The 15230-nt window shown below is 47.4% G+C and carries 18 protein-coding genes; 10 read left to right on the forward strand and 8 right to left on the reverse strand.

Annotation, left to right across the window (positions count from 1 at the left end; translation table 11 throughout):
* Positions 1-127 precede the first annotated feature (127 nt).
* Together KD909_RS11570 and KD909_RS11575 are read left to right on the forward strand one after the other, a co-directional pair.
* Positions 128-817 carry a response regulator transcription factor gene (locus KD909_RS11570; RefSeq protein ID WP_015880873.1) on the forward strand — a complete coding sequence of 230 codons (690 nt, stop codon included), beginning with the start codon at positions 128-130 and terminating at the stop codon, positions 815-817.
* On the forward strand, positions 814-2205 hold the full coding sequence (locus tag KD909_RS11575) for a sensor histidine kinase (RefSeq protein WP_211781637.1): 1392 nt from the start codon (positions 814-816) through the stop codon (positions 2203-2205). The genes KD909_RS11570 and KD909_RS11575 overlap by 4 nt, the downstream gene beginning before the upstream one ends.
* A 26-nt stretch (positions 2206-2231) precedes the next feature.
* Here KD909_RS11575 and KD909_RS11580 read toward each other — a convergent pair whose 3' ends face one another.
* Positions 2232-2519: a hypothetical protein gene (locus tag KD909_RS11580; protein ID WP_211781638.1), complete on the reverse strand. Its 288-nt coding sequence runs from the start codon at positions 2517-2519 to the stop codon at positions 2232-2234.
* 117 nt (positions 2520-2636) lie between these two features.
* Between KD909_RS11580 and KD909_RS11585 the strand changes: the two genes are divergently transcribed.
* Positions 2637-2843, forward strand: coding sequence for a hypothetical protein (locus KD909_RS11585; RefSeq protein WP_078146374.1), 207 nt, complete (start codon positions 2637-2639; stop codon positions 2841-2843).
* Between the two features lie 29 nt (positions 2844-2872).
* On the opposite strand, the gene KD909_RS11590 is transcribed toward KD909_RS11585, so the two are convergent.
* The 3 genes from KD909_RS11590 to KD909_RS11600 are packed head-to-tail and all read right to left on the reverse strand — an operon-like array spanning position 2873 to position 4955.
* Positions 2873-3322 (reverse strand): cytidine deaminase, encoded by a 450-nt coding sequence (locus KD909_RS11590; RefSeq protein ID WP_211781639.1) that lies wholly within the window; start codon positions 3320-3322, stop codon positions 2873-2875.
* 50 nt (positions 3323-3372) lie between these two features.
* Entirely contained in the window at positions 3373-4749 is a 1377-nt protein-coding gene (gene rlmD, locus KD909_RS11595) for a 23S rRNA (uracil(1939)-C(5))-methyltransferase RlmD (protein WP_211781640.1), read from the reverse strand.
* Positions 4746-4955, reverse strand: coding sequence for a hypothetical protein (locus KD909_RS11600; RefSeq protein ID WP_015880867.1), 210 nt, complete (start codon positions 4953-4955; stop codon positions 4746-4748). The genes rlmD and KD909_RS11600 overlap by 4 nt, the downstream gene beginning before the upstream one ends.
* Before the next feature lie 85 nt (positions 4956-5040).
* Between KD909_RS11600 and yfkAB the strand changes: the two genes are divergently transcribed.
* The 3 genes from yfkAB to KD909_RS11615 are packed head-to-tail and all read left to right on the forward strand — an operon-like array spanning position 5041 to position 7580.
* Entirely contained in the window at positions 5041-6147 is a 1107-nt protein-coding gene (gene yfkAB, locus KD909_RS11605) for a radical SAM/CxCxxxxC motif protein YfkAB (RefSeq protein WP_015880866.1), read from the forward strand.
* Between the two features lie 53 nt (positions 6148-6200).
* Positions 6201-6395 (forward strand): hypothetical protein, encoded by a 195-nt coding sequence (locus KD909_RS11610; protein WP_015880865.1) that lies wholly within the window; start codon positions 6201-6203, stop codon positions 6393-6395.
* A gap of 42 nt (positions 6396-6437) precedes the next feature.
* Positions 6438-7580 (forward strand): MFS transporter, encoded by a 1143-nt coding sequence (locus KD909_RS11615; protein WP_211781641.1) that lies wholly within the window; start codon positions 6438-6440, stop codon positions 7578-7580.
* A 39-nt stretch (positions 7581-7619) separates the two neighbouring features.
* Here the strand turns inward: KD909_RS11615 and KD909_RS11620 are convergent, their stop codons facing one another.
* The gene (locus KD909_RS11620; protein ID WP_015880863.1) at positions 7620-7922 is read right to left on the reverse strand and encodes a hypothetical protein; all 303 of its coding nucleotides are present in this window, start codon (positions 7920-7922) and stop codon (positions 7620-7622) included.
* Positions 7923-8055: 133 nt separating this feature from the next.
* Positions 8056-9000, reverse strand: coding sequence for a DMT family transporter (locus KD909_RS11625; protein ID WP_211781642.1), 945 nt, complete (start codon positions 8998-9000; stop codon positions 8056-8058).
* A gap of 201 nt (positions 9001-9201) precedes the next feature.
* Here KD909_RS11625 and KD909_RS11630 point away from each other — a divergent pair, with 201 nt between their 5' ends.
* The 4 genes from KD909_RS11630 (at position 9202) to KD909_RS11645 (ending at position 13674) form a co-directional block, all read left to right on the forward strand.
* A complete protein-coding gene (locus KD909_RS11630; protein ID WP_211781643.1) occupies positions 9202-11109 on the forward strand; it encodes a heavy metal translocating P-type ATPase in 1908 nt (635 codons plus the stop codon).
* 115 nt (positions 11110-11224) lie between these two features.
* Positions 11225-12151, forward strand: a complete 927-nt coding sequence (locus tag KD909_RS11635; protein WP_015880860.1) for a carbohydrate kinase family protein — start codon at positions 11225-11227, stop codon at positions 12149-12151.
* 67 nt (positions 12152-12218) lie between these two features.
* Positions 12219-12656, forward strand: coding sequence for an NUDIX domain-containing protein (locus KD909_RS11640; protein ID WP_015880859.1), 438 nt, complete (start codon positions 12219-12221; stop codon positions 12654-12656).
* A gap of 64 nt (positions 12657-12720) precedes the next feature.
* Complete coding sequence (locus KD909_RS11645) at positions 12721-13674, forward strand: YihY/virulence factor BrkB family protein (RefSeq protein ID WP_211781644.1); 954 nt, start codon at positions 12721-12723, stop codon at positions 13672-13674.
* Positions 13675-13712: 38 nt separating this feature from the next.
* On the opposite strand, the gene KD909_RS11650 is transcribed toward KD909_RS11645, so the two are convergent.
* The gene (locus KD909_RS11650) at positions 13713-14246 is read right to left on the reverse strand and encodes a beta-class carbonic anhydrase (RefSeq protein WP_074037968.1); all 534 of its coding nucleotides are present in this window, start codon (positions 14244-14246) and stop codon (positions 13713-13715) included.
* A gap of 36 nt (positions 14247-14282) precedes the next feature.
* Positions 14283-15182 carry a 1,4-dihydroxy-2-naphthoate polyprenyltransferase gene (locus KD909_RS11655; RefSeq protein ID WP_211781645.1) on the reverse strand — a complete coding sequence of 300 codons (900 nt, stop codon included), beginning with the start codon at positions 15180-15182 and terminating at the stop codon, positions 14283-14285.
* Positions 15183-15230: the final 48 nt, after the last annotated feature.

Raw genomic sequence — 15230 nt, forward strand, 5'->3', positions numbered from 1 at the left:
TGTGGATTTGATGGAGGGAACTTGTCGGAGCCGAATAAATCTGTTCTAATTCGAAGAGATAGGTATGATAGAAGTATGAGGGATTTATCACAACTCCCGTTAACCGTTTTGCAAAGGAGAATGGCATATGTCAGAATCAATGTTTCGTATCCTCGTGACCGACGACGAAGAACAAATGCGCGATTTACTTGTATCAAATTTAGAAAAAGAAGGGTATGAGACGGTCACCGCCTCAAACGGCCTTGAAGCGATTGAACGCTTGAAAGAAGAGACGTTCCATCTCGTCTTACTTGATGTGATGATGCCGGAACTCGACGGATTGACGGCTTGCATGCGCATCCGTGAGTTCTCAAACGTACCCATCATCCTGTTGACGGCACGCTCAGAAGAGCTCGACCGCATTCACGGCCTGAAAATCGGGGCAGACGATTACATCACGAAACCGTTTAGTCCACGCGAATTACTCGCACGAATCGAAGCGACGCTTCGTCGCACGCACAGCTTCTCAAAAGAACAAGAGGCGACGTTTGATGTCGGAATCCTCTCGATTGATATCGAAGGACGTGCCGTCAGTGTGAAAGGGAAGACCGTCAACTTGACACGAAAAGAGTTTGATTTGCTCTACCTGTTCATCACGAACGACGAAAAAGTATTCTCCCGTGAACAATTGCTCGATCAAATTTGGGGGACCGAATACCACGGGAACCTTCGCACGGTCGATACTCATATTAAGACGCTTCGCCTGAAACTCGGCGAGGCGGGCGGTTATATTCAGACCGTCTGGGGGATTGGCTACAAATTCGAGGCAAACGGATGAAACGATACACGATCAGGAAGCGGATTTGGATTACCATCTGGACAGCCAGCCTCTTCTCAGCATTCGTGTTTCTCATCATGACGTTTTATCTGTACGACAAGTTCTATATTCAAACGCAAGAAGAACTGCTCATCAATCGCGGTGAGAAACTTGTCACCATCTATAAGGCCGACGGTTTCTCGGACGCGTTCGCCGATAGTATGACGTACACGAACGAATTGACCGAAACGAAAGTGTTCCTCTCTTCCGTTCGAGAGGACACACTCGGTTCCGGTAAAACCTTTTTAAGGCAGCAGGACCTCGAACGGTTGCAGGACGGATATGCCATCTCGGTGACCCGGAAACATCCGACCGAGGATGTCGACATTTTGATGACCGCATTTCCTCTCATTCGCGACGATGAACTCGACAATGCGCTCATTTTGTATATGGAGCTCAGTAAAATCAGTGAACCGTTCCAACCGATTCGGCTCATGATTACGTTTTTACTCGTCCTCATGATTGTGAACTTGCTCATTTTTGGTAAACAGATCATCGACACAATCATCCAACCGCTCATTCAGATGAAGCGTGCCTCTCAAGTCTATGCGCAAGGTGATTTCTCCCACCGCATTCCGATTGTCTACGATGACGAGATCGGTGAACTAGTAGACACGCTCAACTCGATGGCGGAATCGCTCGGACTCGTTGAAGAACAGCGTAAAGAGTTTCTGGCTAACGTCAGTCACGAACTTCGCACGCCACTCTCTTACATCCGCGGTTATACCGAGATGCTCCAAGATGAGTCATTGGATGAAAAAACGAGGGCGCAATATTACGACATCATCGAGAACGAGACGAACCGGCTTCAGCGCCTTGTCACGGACTTACTTGATCTCGCCCAGCTAGAGCGCGATTCGTACCCGATGACGAAAGAACCAGTCGTGTACTCGCAAGTGCTTGAAGACGTCCTCTATCGTCTTGAACCGATTGCCCGTGCGAAAGGCGTGACAATCGAATCGGATTTAGACTTCGACTTGATCATCCTTGGTGACCATGACCGACTCGAACAAGTCATCGGCAACCTTCTCGACAACGCGCTCCGATATACGGATGCTGGCAAGACGATTCATGTGAAAACATTCGCCGAAACCGAATATGCAATTACGGAAATACGTGACGAAGGTCGAGGCATCCCGAAAGAAGATTTAGACAAATTGACGGAACGCTTCTATCGTGTCAATAAATCACGGACACGAAAAGACGGCGGAACCGGTCTCGGTTTGGCCATTGCGAAGCACATTATCGAGCGACATGAAGGGTCTCTTCATTTCAGCTCTGAAGTCGGACAAGGAACGACTGTCACTGTCGGTTTGCCGCTTCTACCTGACGATGAATTTGATATGTAAAATAGGCAGCCGCGATGGCTGCCTTTTCATATGTCTTTCCCTTTATATTGTTCGACCGACTCTTGTTCAAGTCGTTCGCGTTCGGCATGCGTCTGTGGAAAACCGTTCGCCTGCCACTCGGCACGGAGACTCGAATCGAGTTGCGTGAGCCCTTGCTCCGCTTCATCTTGATTCGCATCGACGCTTTCCCGTTCATCCATCTTCTGCCACGTATCTTCTTCCTCACGTTGTGAAAGCAGTGCCGCCACTTTGGGTGCAACGAGCGCCGCACCGGCAACACCTAAGACAATCCCCATCAACACTTTCCGATCCATCCTAACCCCTCCTTCACTATGCACTCTTCATTCCACCATTTTATGATCTCAAAACCATTATCGAAAACGTTTACAACATTTCTACGAGTGGAATGGCTAATGGAAGGAGGCGATTGGATGGAAAAGAAACGACCTACCTCGAAACGTCCGTTTGATAATCCGGACGCGGTAGACACGGACAAAGAAAGCATCTTTGACGAGGACGGCATGCAAACCGTCGACCCGATTCCTGTAGAGGAATTGAACGAACGAGTGAAGGATGAAAAGAATAAACGTCACTCGAAAGATGAGTCAGTGAGTGAAAAGAAATATAAAGACAAATAAACAAGCTGCGGACGTTTGTCCGCAGCTTGTTATGTTAAATCCTTCGGTGAAAATCCGTAAGGCAACATCTCTTCTTTCGTCATCACTTTCGTATCACCGTTCAAGTTCGCGAGAATCAACGTGAAGTCTTCACTAGCGAATTCAGCAATCACTTGGCGACATGCACCACATGGCGAAATCGGGCCTTCCGTGTCACCGACGACGACGACCGTTTCAATCGCGTCACTACCTTCTGACACGGCTTTAAAAATGGCTGTGCGTTCGGCACACATCGATAGTCCGTACGAGGCGTTCTCCACGTTACACCCGGTAATTTCGTTTCCTGACGTATCGATGACGACAGCCCCCACATTAAACTTTGAATACGGTGTATAGGCGCGTTTGCGCGCTTCGATAGCTTTATGGACGAGTTCTTGTACGCGTTCTTGTGAGATCATAGGATGTTCCTCCGCTTCTATTTTTGAAAAGAAGTCTGACATCTGAACTATAACGTGAAAACGCTTACGCGACAAGTCTTTTCACGGACTCGTCAATATTTTTTCTTTTTCTTTTTCTCGAATACGACGACGGATTCGACGTGAGACGTCTGCGGGAACATATCGTATGGTTGTACGTAATTCACTTTGTATCCTGCTTTCATCAACTGGTCGGCGTCACGTGCGAGCGTCTGCGGGTTACATGACACGTAAACGATTCGCTTCGTTTTAGAAGAGATGATGGAATTGATCAATTGATGGTCCATCCCTGTGCGTGGCGGGTCGACTACGATGACATCTGGAATCCATCCATCTTTTACCCAACGCGGAATCCAATGCTCGGCACGTCCTTCGACGTACGTGACATGGTTATAGCCATTCTCACGCATATGGTCGTTGGCATCTTCGACCGCTTCCGGCACGACTTCCATTCCACGGATTTCTTTCGCGTAAGGGGCTAACCAAAGTCCGATTGACCCGACTCCCGCATAGGCATCAATCACACGTTCTTCACCCGTCAATCCTGCGGCCTCGACCACTTCACGGTACATTTTTTCTGTCTGTGCCGGATTCAACTGGAAGAATGCGCGTGGTGATAAATGATAGTGGACGTCATCTAATCGTTCATCCATTTTCTCCTGACCAGCGATGTGGACCGTCCGATAACCGAAAATAACACCAGAACGGTTTGCATTGATGTTGATATGGAAAGACACTACGTTCGGCAATTCCATGATGCGGTCACTCAACTCATCTAAATCAGGGACATCTTCGTGTCCAACGACCAAAACGACTTGAACATCATTCGTGTTATACCCCGAACGGACGACGATGGTGCGCGCGTACCCCGTGTCACGGCGTGCATCGTAGACGGGAATATCAAGTTCGTTTAAAATACGGACAATCGCATTGTTGATGTTCGTCGTGTCGCGTTGTTGGACCATACAGTGCTCAATTGGCACGAGATGGTTCGAGTTCGGCTTGTAGAGACCCGATACGATCTCACCGCGACGCGTGCCGAGTGGGAATTGTGACTTGTTGCGGTAATACCATGGATTTTCCATTCCGATTGTTGGACGGATATCCGATTTGTCCACGTTTAGTTTCGTTTTTTGACGGAAGGCGTTTCGAACGATTTCTTCCTTATACTCCATCTGCAGACGTGAACTCATGTGCTGGATTTGGCAGCCCCCGCACTCATCGTAAATCGGACAAGGTGCTTTGACGCGGTCTTTCGAGTCGTTATCTCGTTTGACGACACGCGCTTCCGCATAGTTTTTTTCCACACGCGTTATTTCGACTTTGGCTCGTTCTCCCGGCAATAAGTTCGGAATGAAGATGACCATGCGATTAAGTGTCGCAATGCCTTCTCCATTAATGCCAAGTCGTTCGACCGTGACATCTTTAAAATCTCCTGTGATTAATTTCAATCTGATTCATCCTTTCGAGACGATTGTTCTAGGTCTTTGGCGTAACGCACTACTTTAGCGCGCAACGAATCAATGTCGGCTAACAGGCGATGTAAATCTTCAGGTGTCGTATGCTCGTCTAGCGTATTGACCGATAGACAGAGTAATTCCGTTCTCGATTTTAGGACGTTCATCTTTCCGGCAGTATCTGTTCGTGATTTACCCATCTTGTAATCGCTCCTTTGGTTCGTGACAAAGAGTTGCTATTATAGCATACTATTTCGTGTAACTTGATGAAAAGGTGGAATCCACATGCAAAACATCTCCCCAACTTTCGACCCTTGGGAAGCCTATCTCGACCAAGTCGAACACGGTCGACTCGTCTTATCCAATGTCGAAGTCACTACAACGAAGCTGTGTAACATGCGCTGCGAACATTGTGCGGTCGGTTATATGCTAGACCAAACAGAAGAACCAGAAGTTCCGCTCGACCTGTTGATTCAACGACTGGATGAGATTGAACATTTGCGTGCCTTCTCCATCACAGGCGGTGAACCGATGCTGTCTATGAAATCGGTCCGCAACTATGTCGTTCCATTGTTACGTTATGCGAAAGAACGTGGGGCGCGTACGCAAATCAACTCGAACTTGACGCTACCGTTATCTCGCTATCATCTTATTACCCCTTACTTGGACGTTTTGCACATTTCGCATAACTGGGGCACCGATGCCGATTTCCTTGAAGGCGGATTCGCGATGATGGACCGGAAACCAAGTGAAGAGGCACGATTGAAAATGCTCCAGACGATGAAAGACAACGCACGTGCTCTCACATCTGAAGGAATCATTGTGTCCGCGGAGACGATGATCAACAAACGAACGATTCCGCACTTGAAAGAAATTCATGAAGAAATCGTATCGCTCGGTTGCCAAAGGCATGAGGTGCACCCAATGTACCCCGCAGACTTCGCTAGCGCCCTCGAATCAGCATCGCTCGCTGATACGCGACAAGCCATCCATGACTTACTCGATGTCCGTGACGAGAACGTATGGATGTTGTTCGGAACGTTGCCATTCTATGCATGTTCTGACCTACCTGAAGACCGTGCTCTGTTGAAGCGACTTCATGAAACAAAAAACGTGACCGTTCGAAACGACCCAGATGGCCGTTCCCGTCTCAACACGAATATCTTTGACGGACAGATTATCGTAACCGATTTCGGTGATGAACTCGGTTCCCTTGGCACCGTCTATGACACATCATTCCAAGAAGCGTATGATACGTGGACGAACAGTCAATTGAACGCTACACTCTCTTGTCACTGCCCTGCCGTGAAATGTCTCGGTCCGAACGCACTCGTCAAACAAGCCTATTATCCGACGGTCGATTTTCAATCTCGAAAAGCTACATCGTTTTAAATATTTCGATTCGGGAAATGTTCTGTATATTAAACGAATCGAGGTGTGTGTAGATGACTGCGATTTATATCCTCATGATCACCGTGATGGCCATCATTATTTTTGGCGGAGTACTGAGCATCTTATTGACAGCCGCATTCGTTTCAGACAAAGTAGAGCATGATGAAATGTTTAGTCAAGGCAGTTGGGATGATGAATTGCTACATTTGAATCACTCTCCACAACCGATTGACGACACGAAAAGCTGAGAACCTTCTCGGCTTTTTACTTTGACTTCATGAGGTGAATCTATGCTCCGTTTTCGTTTTATGATTTTACTATTGATTGTGTTTATTTCCGGTTTGATTCAAGGTGCGCTCATCCCACTCTTATCGACATTAATTGAACGGGATGGGGCCCCGGCCTGGGTGAACGGACTGAACGCAACGATGCTTTACGTCGGTGTGATTGTCTCTGCACCTCTTTTGGAGCGATTCGTCCGCAAATACGGATTTCGACCGACCATCGTCCTCGGTATCGTATTGACGGCTGTCGCGACTTTCGCTTTACCGATTTGGCCTTCCTTACTCGTTTGGGCGATGATGCGCTTCTTCATCGGATTCGGTGATTCGGCCCTACACTACGGGTCACAAGTATGGGTGACCTCAGCAAGTGAAAAGCGCAGTCTCGGTAGAGCGATGGCGTATTATGGCATGTCGTTCAGTCTCGGTTTTGCCATCGGTCCATTGATCGCACCACTCGTCGACCTATGGTTTTGGTTACCGTTCCTCATCATCGTCTTCTTCTGTCTCGCATCATTGATGCTCGTCTTTAAAGTCGAGAACGAGTTTCCGGAGGTCGAAAAAGTGAAGACTGACTCGAAAGGACGAATTCGACTGATTCTTGTCGGTGCGGGATACACGCTGCTCCCTGCTTTTACATATGGGTTTCTCGAAGCGAGTTTAAATGCCAATTTCCCCATTTTCACGTCTCGGAACGGGATGAGTTTGACGGAAACGAGCACACTCATCACAACGTTCATCGTCATGTCTATTGTCGTTCAACTTCCTCTTGGTCGTCTCGCAGACTTGTACGGTAAGAAACGGATTTTACAAATCGTGCTGACGTTTGGTACCCTCGTATTCACTTTGGCGAATCTTGTTGTCGATTCCTATATCGGTCTACTCTTCCTATTCGCAATTGCCGGCGCCGGGCTAGGATCGACTTACTCACTCGGTTTGGCGCATATGACAGAGGTGCTTCCCCGTTCGTTACTGCCGACGGGAAACATGCTCTACAGTATTTCATTCAGCATCGGCTCGATCTCAGGTCCGATGATCGGTGCCTTCTGGTTGTCTTTACCGAAAGAGGTCTATTTCTTTATGTATGCTGTCATTCTCGGTATTCTAGCGCTACGACTCTTCACGTCGACCGCTAAACCAATCGACTTATAAACAAAGGCAGGTGGTTCCCATGAACCATCTGCCTTTGTTTTATTCCACTACTCGTTCCAATTCATCGTCGTTTAACTGTAAAGCTCGGATGAACACTTCATCTAGCGCGAATGGTTCAGTGTCTAACGAAGCGAGTACATCGGATTTTAGCGTCACTTCTACGACACGGTCATCGAACTGCCATCTCGTCTGAATATCATCACCTTGTCTTGTGGCGCGGGTCGCCACTGGACCGTGACGTTCTTTTAAACTTTGACTCACGCACTTCATCACGTACTTGACGTACTCATCTTTCGGCTGACGTGAGATGAGAATGTTTCGAACGATTCGATTTCTAGTCATTGTTTTTCCTCCTCCCTTTGAATGATTGCGCACGCAAGTCTTTACAAACGAAGACCGATTTTCGAACTTTAAAATTCAGAATTTTTAATATATTTTGTCACGGGAATTCAATTCCGTCAACTCTGTCTCTTTTTCAAATGACATCCGTTTGTTTTTTCGTACGGCGACCTTGAAAATACGTAGATAAATAAATGCCGACAATAACGAATCCGAGTCCGACCACCGCATTCCACGGAATCGTTTCACCGAGTAAAATCCCTGACAACATGACACCAAATAAGGGAACTAAGAAGATATAGAGTGAAATTCGACTGACCGGATTGTATTTCATTAACGTATTCCACAATGTAAATCCAATCGCTGACAACATCGCCAAGTAAAACAGAAACGCAATCGTCTGTCCGGTGTACGGCATGGAAACACCATTCGGGTCTAATAGATAGCCAATCAGAAGTAACCCAACTGAACCGATCACCATCGCCCAAGCCGTCATCGGGGCAACATCATATGTCTTCGAGTAGTCCTTCGCAATCAAGTTCCCGAACGCTCCGGATACCATCGCCAAGATGAGTAAAATCTCTCCTAACCCAAAACCAACTTCAGATCCGGTCGCCGGCCAGTTCGCAATGACAATTCCGGAAAAACCAAACGTCAAAGCAAACCCCTTCAATCGATTCAACTTGTCGTCTTCATATCGGAAATGAGCGAGGGCCATTTGGAAAAACGAAGTAGAACCAGCAATGATCGATCCCTGGACCCCGGTCGAAATGGACAGTCCGATATAGAAGAACAAGTATTGTAGAAACGTCAAAAACGAACCGAGATGCGCATACGCCTTTACCTTTTCACGCGTCAATCGGACAGATCGTTTCAAAACGGTCTGACTGATGACGAGCAATAGAATCCCCGCGAGTAAAAAGCGCTCGCCCGCGAACAATAGTTGTTGCCCATACTCATTCGATTGGATATCAAGTTTCTCATAACTCAACTTGATGAATGGGAACGCACTCCCCCATAACAACGTATTGAAAATCGCCAATAACGCCACCGTCCAAGGGCGTTCAAATATATTTTGCATGACACAAAAACTCCTTAATCTTTTTATTTGTGAGTCACTGATAAGCGTGATAAGATAAACCTAGATAATAATTATTATAAATAAAGGATTTAGATGAAACTTCTATAAATTCTTTATTTTAAGCCAATTGAAGATGATAATCATCATCAGTCATTATCATTTAATCGAGATTTATTCTCAATTAGAAAGAAGGGATTATCGATGAATGTCCAATCGGTCACGCACGAAAAAAGCCACGTTTTCAAACGGGCTAGCTGGTACGAACATATTGAATTGATCATGGCGCTCATTAGCGGTGTATTGATTGTACTCGCTTATATCGCCGAAACACAAGGCGGAGCGCCTTGGATTCATGTCACACTTTACTTATCCGCCTTCTTCATCGGAGGATACGCAAAAGCGAAAGAAGGGATTTCGGATACGATTGAGACGAAATCGCTGAATGTAGAGCTTCTCATGATTATCGCCGCCATCGGTGCCGCTTCGATTGGGTACTGGATGGAAGGGGCAATCCTCATCTTCATCTTTGCTTTATCCGGGGCACTCGAGACGTATACGATGAACAAAAACGAGCGTGCCCTCGAATCGTTAATGGAATTACAGCCGGAACAGGCGACTCGTCTAACAGACGTTGACGAACTCGAGGTCGTTCATATCGACGACCTTCGTGTCGGGGATCGGATTTATGTCCGTCCTGGTGAACGCATTCCGGTCGATGGAAAAATTGTAAAAGGGAATGCTTCCGTAGAAGAAGCCGCTATCACAGGCGAATCCGTCCCTGTTGATCGTCAAGTCGGTGATGACGTGTTCGGATCGAGTGTCAACTTGAACGGGGTATTGACGATCGAAGTGACAAAACTGGCGACGGAAACACTGTTCCAAAAGATCATTCAAATGGTCCAACAGGCACAAGAAGAGAAATCACCGTCTGCACAGTTCATCGATCGATATGAAGGACGTTATGTTCAAATCGTGCTCTTCTCTGTTGCGGCCATCATCATTCTCGGACCGTTCGTCACGTCGTGGTCTCTTGAAACGAGCATCTATCGCGGCATGATCCTTCTCGTTGTCGCCTCCCCTTGCGCACTCGTCGCCGCCATCACACCGGCCGCGCTGGCTGCCATCGCCTCTTCTGCAAAACACGGGATTCTTTTTAAAGGCGGTGCTCATATCGAGAACATGGGACGTCTAAAAGCAATCGCCTTTGACAAGACCGGCACACTCACAATTGGGAAACCGATTGTGCAAGAAGCGCTCATCTCACCTTCATTAGAAGAAGAGGACGTCAACCGGATTGTCAGTTTGATTGAAGAGCATTCGATGCATCCACTTGCTGAAGCGCTCGTTTCCTATACCGGAAAACATACTGGGGAAATGACACACTTCAAAGACATAACAGGCTCTGGAATTGAAGCAACGATTGACGGGACAACGTATCGGGTCGGAAAACAGAAGTTCGCTGACCGAAGCGGTGATTTCTTTAAACATGATGTCGAACGATTGAAAGAGGCTGGTCACACCCTCGTCTTTATCAGTGACGAGTCACGTACAATCGGTGCCTATGCTTTACGTGACACACTACGCCCTGAGGCAAAAGTAGCGATCCAGCGGTTGAACGACTTAGGGATTGCGACGATCATGATTACCGGGGACAACGAGGCGACCGCTCGCGCCATCGCGAACGAAGCCGGATTGACACGCTATATCGCCGAATGTTTGCCCGAAGAGAAGGTTTCGCAAATCAAGACGTTACGCGAGGAATATGGAACCATCGGGATGATTGGCGACGGAATCAACGATGCCCCCGCCCTTGCGACCGCCGACGTGGGGATTGCCATGGGCGAAGGTACGGATGCCGCACTTGAAACGGCAGATGTCGTCTTAATGAAAAACGACCTCGTCCGATTGAGCGACGCCATTCGTCAATCACGTAAGTTGAATCGCATCGTCTTACAGAACGTCGTTTTTGCACTCGGTGTGATCCTCGTTCTGATCGCAACGAACATCTTTGAGTTACTCATCATGCCGTTCGCGGTCGTCGGACATGAAGGTTCCACTATTTTGGTTATTTTGAACGGTCTTCGACTCCTCACGTCATCATGGGAGTGATCTATTCGACAAAATGGAATCGATGATTGAAACAATATGTCGATTTCGTTATAATTGAAACAATGTGTCTACAGACTGAAACTGATCGAAAGATTGACTAAAGGTGGTACAAGATATGAATACGATTGCAGTCATCGGCAAGGTGTTTGTCGATATTAAAGGGACTTCCTTCGCACCGCTCCACAAAGATGCGAAAAATGTCGGCGACATCACTTTCTCCAATGGCGGAACAGGTCGAAACGTTGCTCAAAACTTAGGTGTGCTCGGTAACGATGTCCGCTTCGTCTCGACCGTCACGAACGACCAAATCGGTGTCGGTGTCCTCGAAGAGTTACGTTGCTTGAATGTAAACGTTGACGGGGTCGACATGCTTGACGATAATGGTATGGGCATGTGGCTCGCTGTAATGGACAATAACGGCGATCTTCAAACATCTATTTCGAAGCAACCGGACGAAGCCCGTATGGAAGAAGCGATTTTACGTCAAATCGATACGGTCTTTGAAGAGAGCGATGCGGTCGCCATCGACTTAGACTTATCGGTCAACGTCTTGAACGAGACGATCGAACTATGCCGTGAAATGGATTTACCGCTTTATGGTGTCTGTGGCCACCTATCCGTCATCGAACGAAACCGTCATTTGCTTCAAGGATTCACAGGATTCATCTGCAGTCGTGAGGAAGCGGAAATTTTATCCGACATGTCGATCGTCACAGTAGACGATGCCCTTCGTGTCGCGGAAGTACTCGCCATGAAAGGTGCCCCCCTCACCATCGTCACGATGAGTGAGCTTGGTGCTGTGTATGTCGACCTTCGTACGAACGAACAAGGTCACGTCCCGACGACGAAAGTGAAAGTCGCAGACTCCACGGGAGCTGGTGACTCCTTCTTCTCCGCTGTCATTTCTGAACTTATGAAACAACACTCGATTGAAGAGGCGCTTCGATTAGGTATGCGTGTCGCAGGAAAAGTCATCGCTTCGCATGAGAACGGATTGACGCAAGAGATGTACGCATCATTAGAACAACCTACGCAAGAATAAATAGAACGCATCGGCGAATCGTCGATGCGTTTTGTGCAAAATCACAGGAACGAAAGGAACGATTTCATTGGTTCGAACGAAATTAAGAAGCGCGATTATTTTAATGAATGATCAAGATGAAGTGGCTTTGATCCGTCGCGAAAAAGAAAACGTCCTCTATTACGTTTTCCCAGGTGGCGGAGTCGAATATGGGCACACAACAGAAGAGACGGCCGTACGTGAAGCATTTGAAGAACTCGGTGTTCACGTGGAACTAGAAGGTGTCGCTGCCTACGTCGCATTCAATAACGAGTTAAATCCTTATTATTGGGCGAAGATGACAGGTGGCGAATTCGGGACCGGAACAGGTGAAGAGTTTCAAGAAGAACAGACTAACGGATCGTATACACCGATGTGGATCAAACGGTCTGCACTCCCTCATCTCCCCGTTCGTCCACCTTCACTTGCTGAAAAACTCGCCTCACATGAGGAACGTTTTTACGATTTGACCTTATCGGAGGAGTAATCAGGTGTACACCCTGCCGAATTCGGGAAACGTTTTTTAACGATCGAGTCAGGAGGGTTTTATTATGGCAATGACAGAAGTGAAGGAAAAAAAGAATTGGCTTTCATTTGGAAAAGAGTTATTTCGACGATTTCAAGAGCATGATGTACAAGACTACGGGGCTACCCTCGCATTCTTTTGGTTTCTATCCATTTTTCCTGGAATCATCTTTATTTTGGCGCTCTTGTCCTTTTTTGATGTCTCACAAGATTCGTTTCAGAATCAATTGAACGACTTGGCACCAGGATCCGCCGCTTCCGGGTTTCTAACGGGAATTTTCGAAGCGATTGGCGAACCACGAGGCGGTCTCTTGTCACTCGGTGCGATTTTGGCCATTTGGTCCGCCGCAAAAGGAGTCGACCGTCTGATCACGACGTCACTTCATGCTTATGGTGAAGACGACGAACGTAACTTTTTCGTCAAAAAAGGATTGGCACTTGGATTGACGATTCTGCTTGGAATCGGGATGCTACTGCTGATTCTCTCGAACGTGTTCGGGTCTCAAATCATTTCATTCGTCACTGAGTATTTACCCGTCAACATTACCGGGGCCGAAGAAATGATGATCAACGTGTTCCGATATGTCCTTACGACGGTTGTCCTCATTTTGACGCTTTCGATTTTTTATAAAGTATCTCCACAACAGCACGTCTTTTGGAAAAGTACCATCCCTGGTGCCATCTTCGGTGTCATCGGTTGGCAAATCGTCTCATTCGGTTTCAGCCTATACGTTTCAAACTTCGGAAGTTATGACTCGACTTACGGGTCACTCGGAGGAATCATCGTCACGTTGCTCTGGTTACAATTAACCGGGATGATCATTTTAATCGGATCTGAAATCAACGCGACGTGGATGCGTTTCTTCAAGACACCGAGCGAGCAGGAATACGAACGCGACTTCAAAAAGAACAAAAAGAAAGCGAAACAAAAGCAAGAAGAAGATAACTATGACGACATCCCGACGAATACGTACGGATAACCCAAAAGGAGCACGTTCAAGCTGAACGCGCTCCTTTCTTATGCTTCGATCGGATCAAGACGTCCCGTCGCCGGGTCGATCACGAATCCGTGTACATTTGTTCCTGGTGGCAACAGTGGATGATTGTTAATCAGGTTGACAGAATGAACGACGTTCTCTTCAACCGAATCAAAACCATGGAGCCACTGCTCCAAATCCATCCCTGACGACTTTAGCGTCTTCAAGGTTTGAGGGTCGATTCCACGACGCTCCATCTCTTCGATGACGACAGTCGGTTCAATCGCCGCCATTCCACAATCGTAATGTCCGACGACGACGACTTCTTCTGCTCCTAGCGCATAAAGAGCGACCAAAATGGAGCGCATGGCCGAACCGAATGGGTGTGACAAGACTGCACCCGCATTTTTAATGATTTTAGCGTCTCCGTTCTTAAGTCCTAGCGCTTGAGGTAAAAGTTCCGTCAAACGTGTATCCATACACGTCAAAATCACGATTTTCTTATCTGGAAATTTATCAGATACGAACGGTTCGTACTGTTTTTCCTCTACGAAACGTTTATTGAATTCAAGCATTTCTTTTACGACTGACACGTTAACGCCTCCTCTTTTTTACAACACAAATCTTGAAACGATGAGTCCGATGACCATCCATGCTCCGAACAGCGTGTTCACTTTCGCTGTCATCGCCATTGCAGGCATCAATGCGGCTGGCTCTGCCTTTTGCCAAAATCGTTGAATCGCCCGGACCATGACCGGCACCGTAAAGAGCGACAGCAAGACCCACGGAGTGACGCCATATATTACGACCGCTAAGATGATGCCGATTAATGCCGCGATAAAGAATGCGGCCAATACATATACCGCACGTCGATGACCGACTAGACATGCGATCGTTTTTCGACCATTCTCTTTATCGTTATCTAAATCGCGGATGTTATTCGCAAGCAAGATTGCTCCGATCAACAAGGCCATCGGGAACGACACGAGTAGCAACTCCGTCGTCACCGTATTGATTTGGATAAAGCCGGCAATCCCGATGATGACATATCCCATGAATAGCCCCGCGACAATTTCACCGAACGGCGTATAAGCAATCGGGAGCGGTCCTCCGGTATATAGGTAGCCGACAAGCATAGACAGCGCGCCAATCCAAAGCAAATGCCAGCTTGTAGATGCCGCAATGTAGAGCCCGAGTAGTGCTGCGACCGTATACATGCCAAGTGCAATCGCTAGTACTTGCTGCGGTGTAAATCCGTCACGGACGATGGAGCCCCCAATCCCGATAGACCCCTCATGATCAAGACCACGCTTGTAGTCATAATACTCGTTAAATAAGTTCGTCGCGATTTGAATAAGGACCGATGCCACGAGCATGGCGAGAAAAAGTCCCCATTTGAGTTCGGTTTGATCGAGGACGATGAACGTCCCGAGCAAGACCGGAATAAAGCTTGCGGTCAGGGTATGCGGGCGAATCATTCGCCAATATGCCCCTTTCGATTTCTGTTTCATTTCGTTCCCTCCCTTCGTTAGTTTACGTCTCGATGAAAAAATCTGTCA

The sequence above is a fragment of the Exiguobacterium sp. PFWT01 genome (assembly GCF_018255795.1).
Classification (GTDB): Bacteria; Bacillota; Bacilli; order Exiguobacteriales; family Exiguobacteriaceae; genus Exiguobacterium.

Bases quoted from the DNA above. Each gene is read 5' to 3' on its own strand.
- KD909_RS11625 (WP_211781642.1), bottom strand. From the start codon at position 9,000: ATGCAAAATATATTTGAACGCCCTTGGACGGTGGCGTTATTGGCGATT.
- KD909_RS11630 (WP_211781643.1), top strand. From the start codon at position 9,202: ATGAATGTCCAATCGGTCACGCACGAAAAAAGCCACGTTTTCAAACGG.
- yfkAB (WP_015880866.1), top strand. From the start codon at position 5,041: ATGCAAAACATCTCCCCAACTTTCGACCCTTGGGAAGCCTATCTCGAC.
- KD909_RS11635 (WP_015880860.1), top strand. From the start codon at position 11,225: ATGAATACGATTGCAGTCATCGGCAAGGTGTTTGTCGATATTAAAGGG.
- KD909_RS11655 (WP_211781645.1), bottom strand. From the start codon at position 15,182: ATGAAACAGAAATCGAAAGGGGCATATTGGCGAATGATTCGCCCGCAT.
- KD909_RS11585 (WP_078146374.1), top strand. From the start codon at position 2,637: ATGGAAAAGAAACGACCTACCTCGAAACGTCCGTTTGATAATCCGGAC.
- KD909_RS11590 (WP_211781639.1), bottom strand. From the start codon at position 3,322: ATGTCAGACTTCTTTTCAAAAATAGAAGCGGAGGAACATCCTATGATC.
- KD909_RS11580 (WP_211781638.1), bottom strand. From the start codon at position 2,519: ATGGATCGGAAAGTGTTGATGGGGATTGTCTTAGGTGTTGCCGGTGCG.
- KD909_RS11650 (WP_074037968.1), bottom strand. From the start codon at position 14,246: ATGCTTGAATTCAATAAACGTTTCGTAGAGGAAAAACAGTACGAACCG.
- KD909_RS11620 (WP_015880863.1), bottom strand. From the start codon at position 7,922: ATGACTAGAAATCGAATCGTTCGAAACATTCTCATCTCACGTCAGCCG.
- KD909_RS11615 (WP_211781641.1), top strand. From the start codon at position 6,438: ATGCTCCGTTTTCGTTTTATGATTTTACTATTGATTGTGTTTATTTCC.
- KD909_RS11570 (WP_015880873.1), top strand. From the start codon at position 128: ATGTCAGAATCAATGTTTCGTATCCTCGTGACCGACGACGAAGAACAA.
- KD909_RS11600 (WP_015880867.1), bottom strand. From the start codon at position 4,955: ATGGGTAAATCACGAACAGATACTGCCGGAAAGATGAACGTCCTAAAA.
- KD909_RS11645 (WP_211781644.1), top strand. From the start codon at position 12,721: ATGGCAATGACAGAAGTGAAGGAAAAAAAGAATTGGCTTTCATTTGGA.
- KD909_RS11610 (WP_015880865.1), top strand. From the start codon at position 6,201: ATGACTGCGATTTATATCCTCATGATCACCGTGATGGCCATCATTATT.
- KD909_RS11575 (WP_211781637.1), top strand. From the start codon at position 814: ATGAAACGATACACGATCAGGAAGCGGATTTGGATTACCATCTGGACA.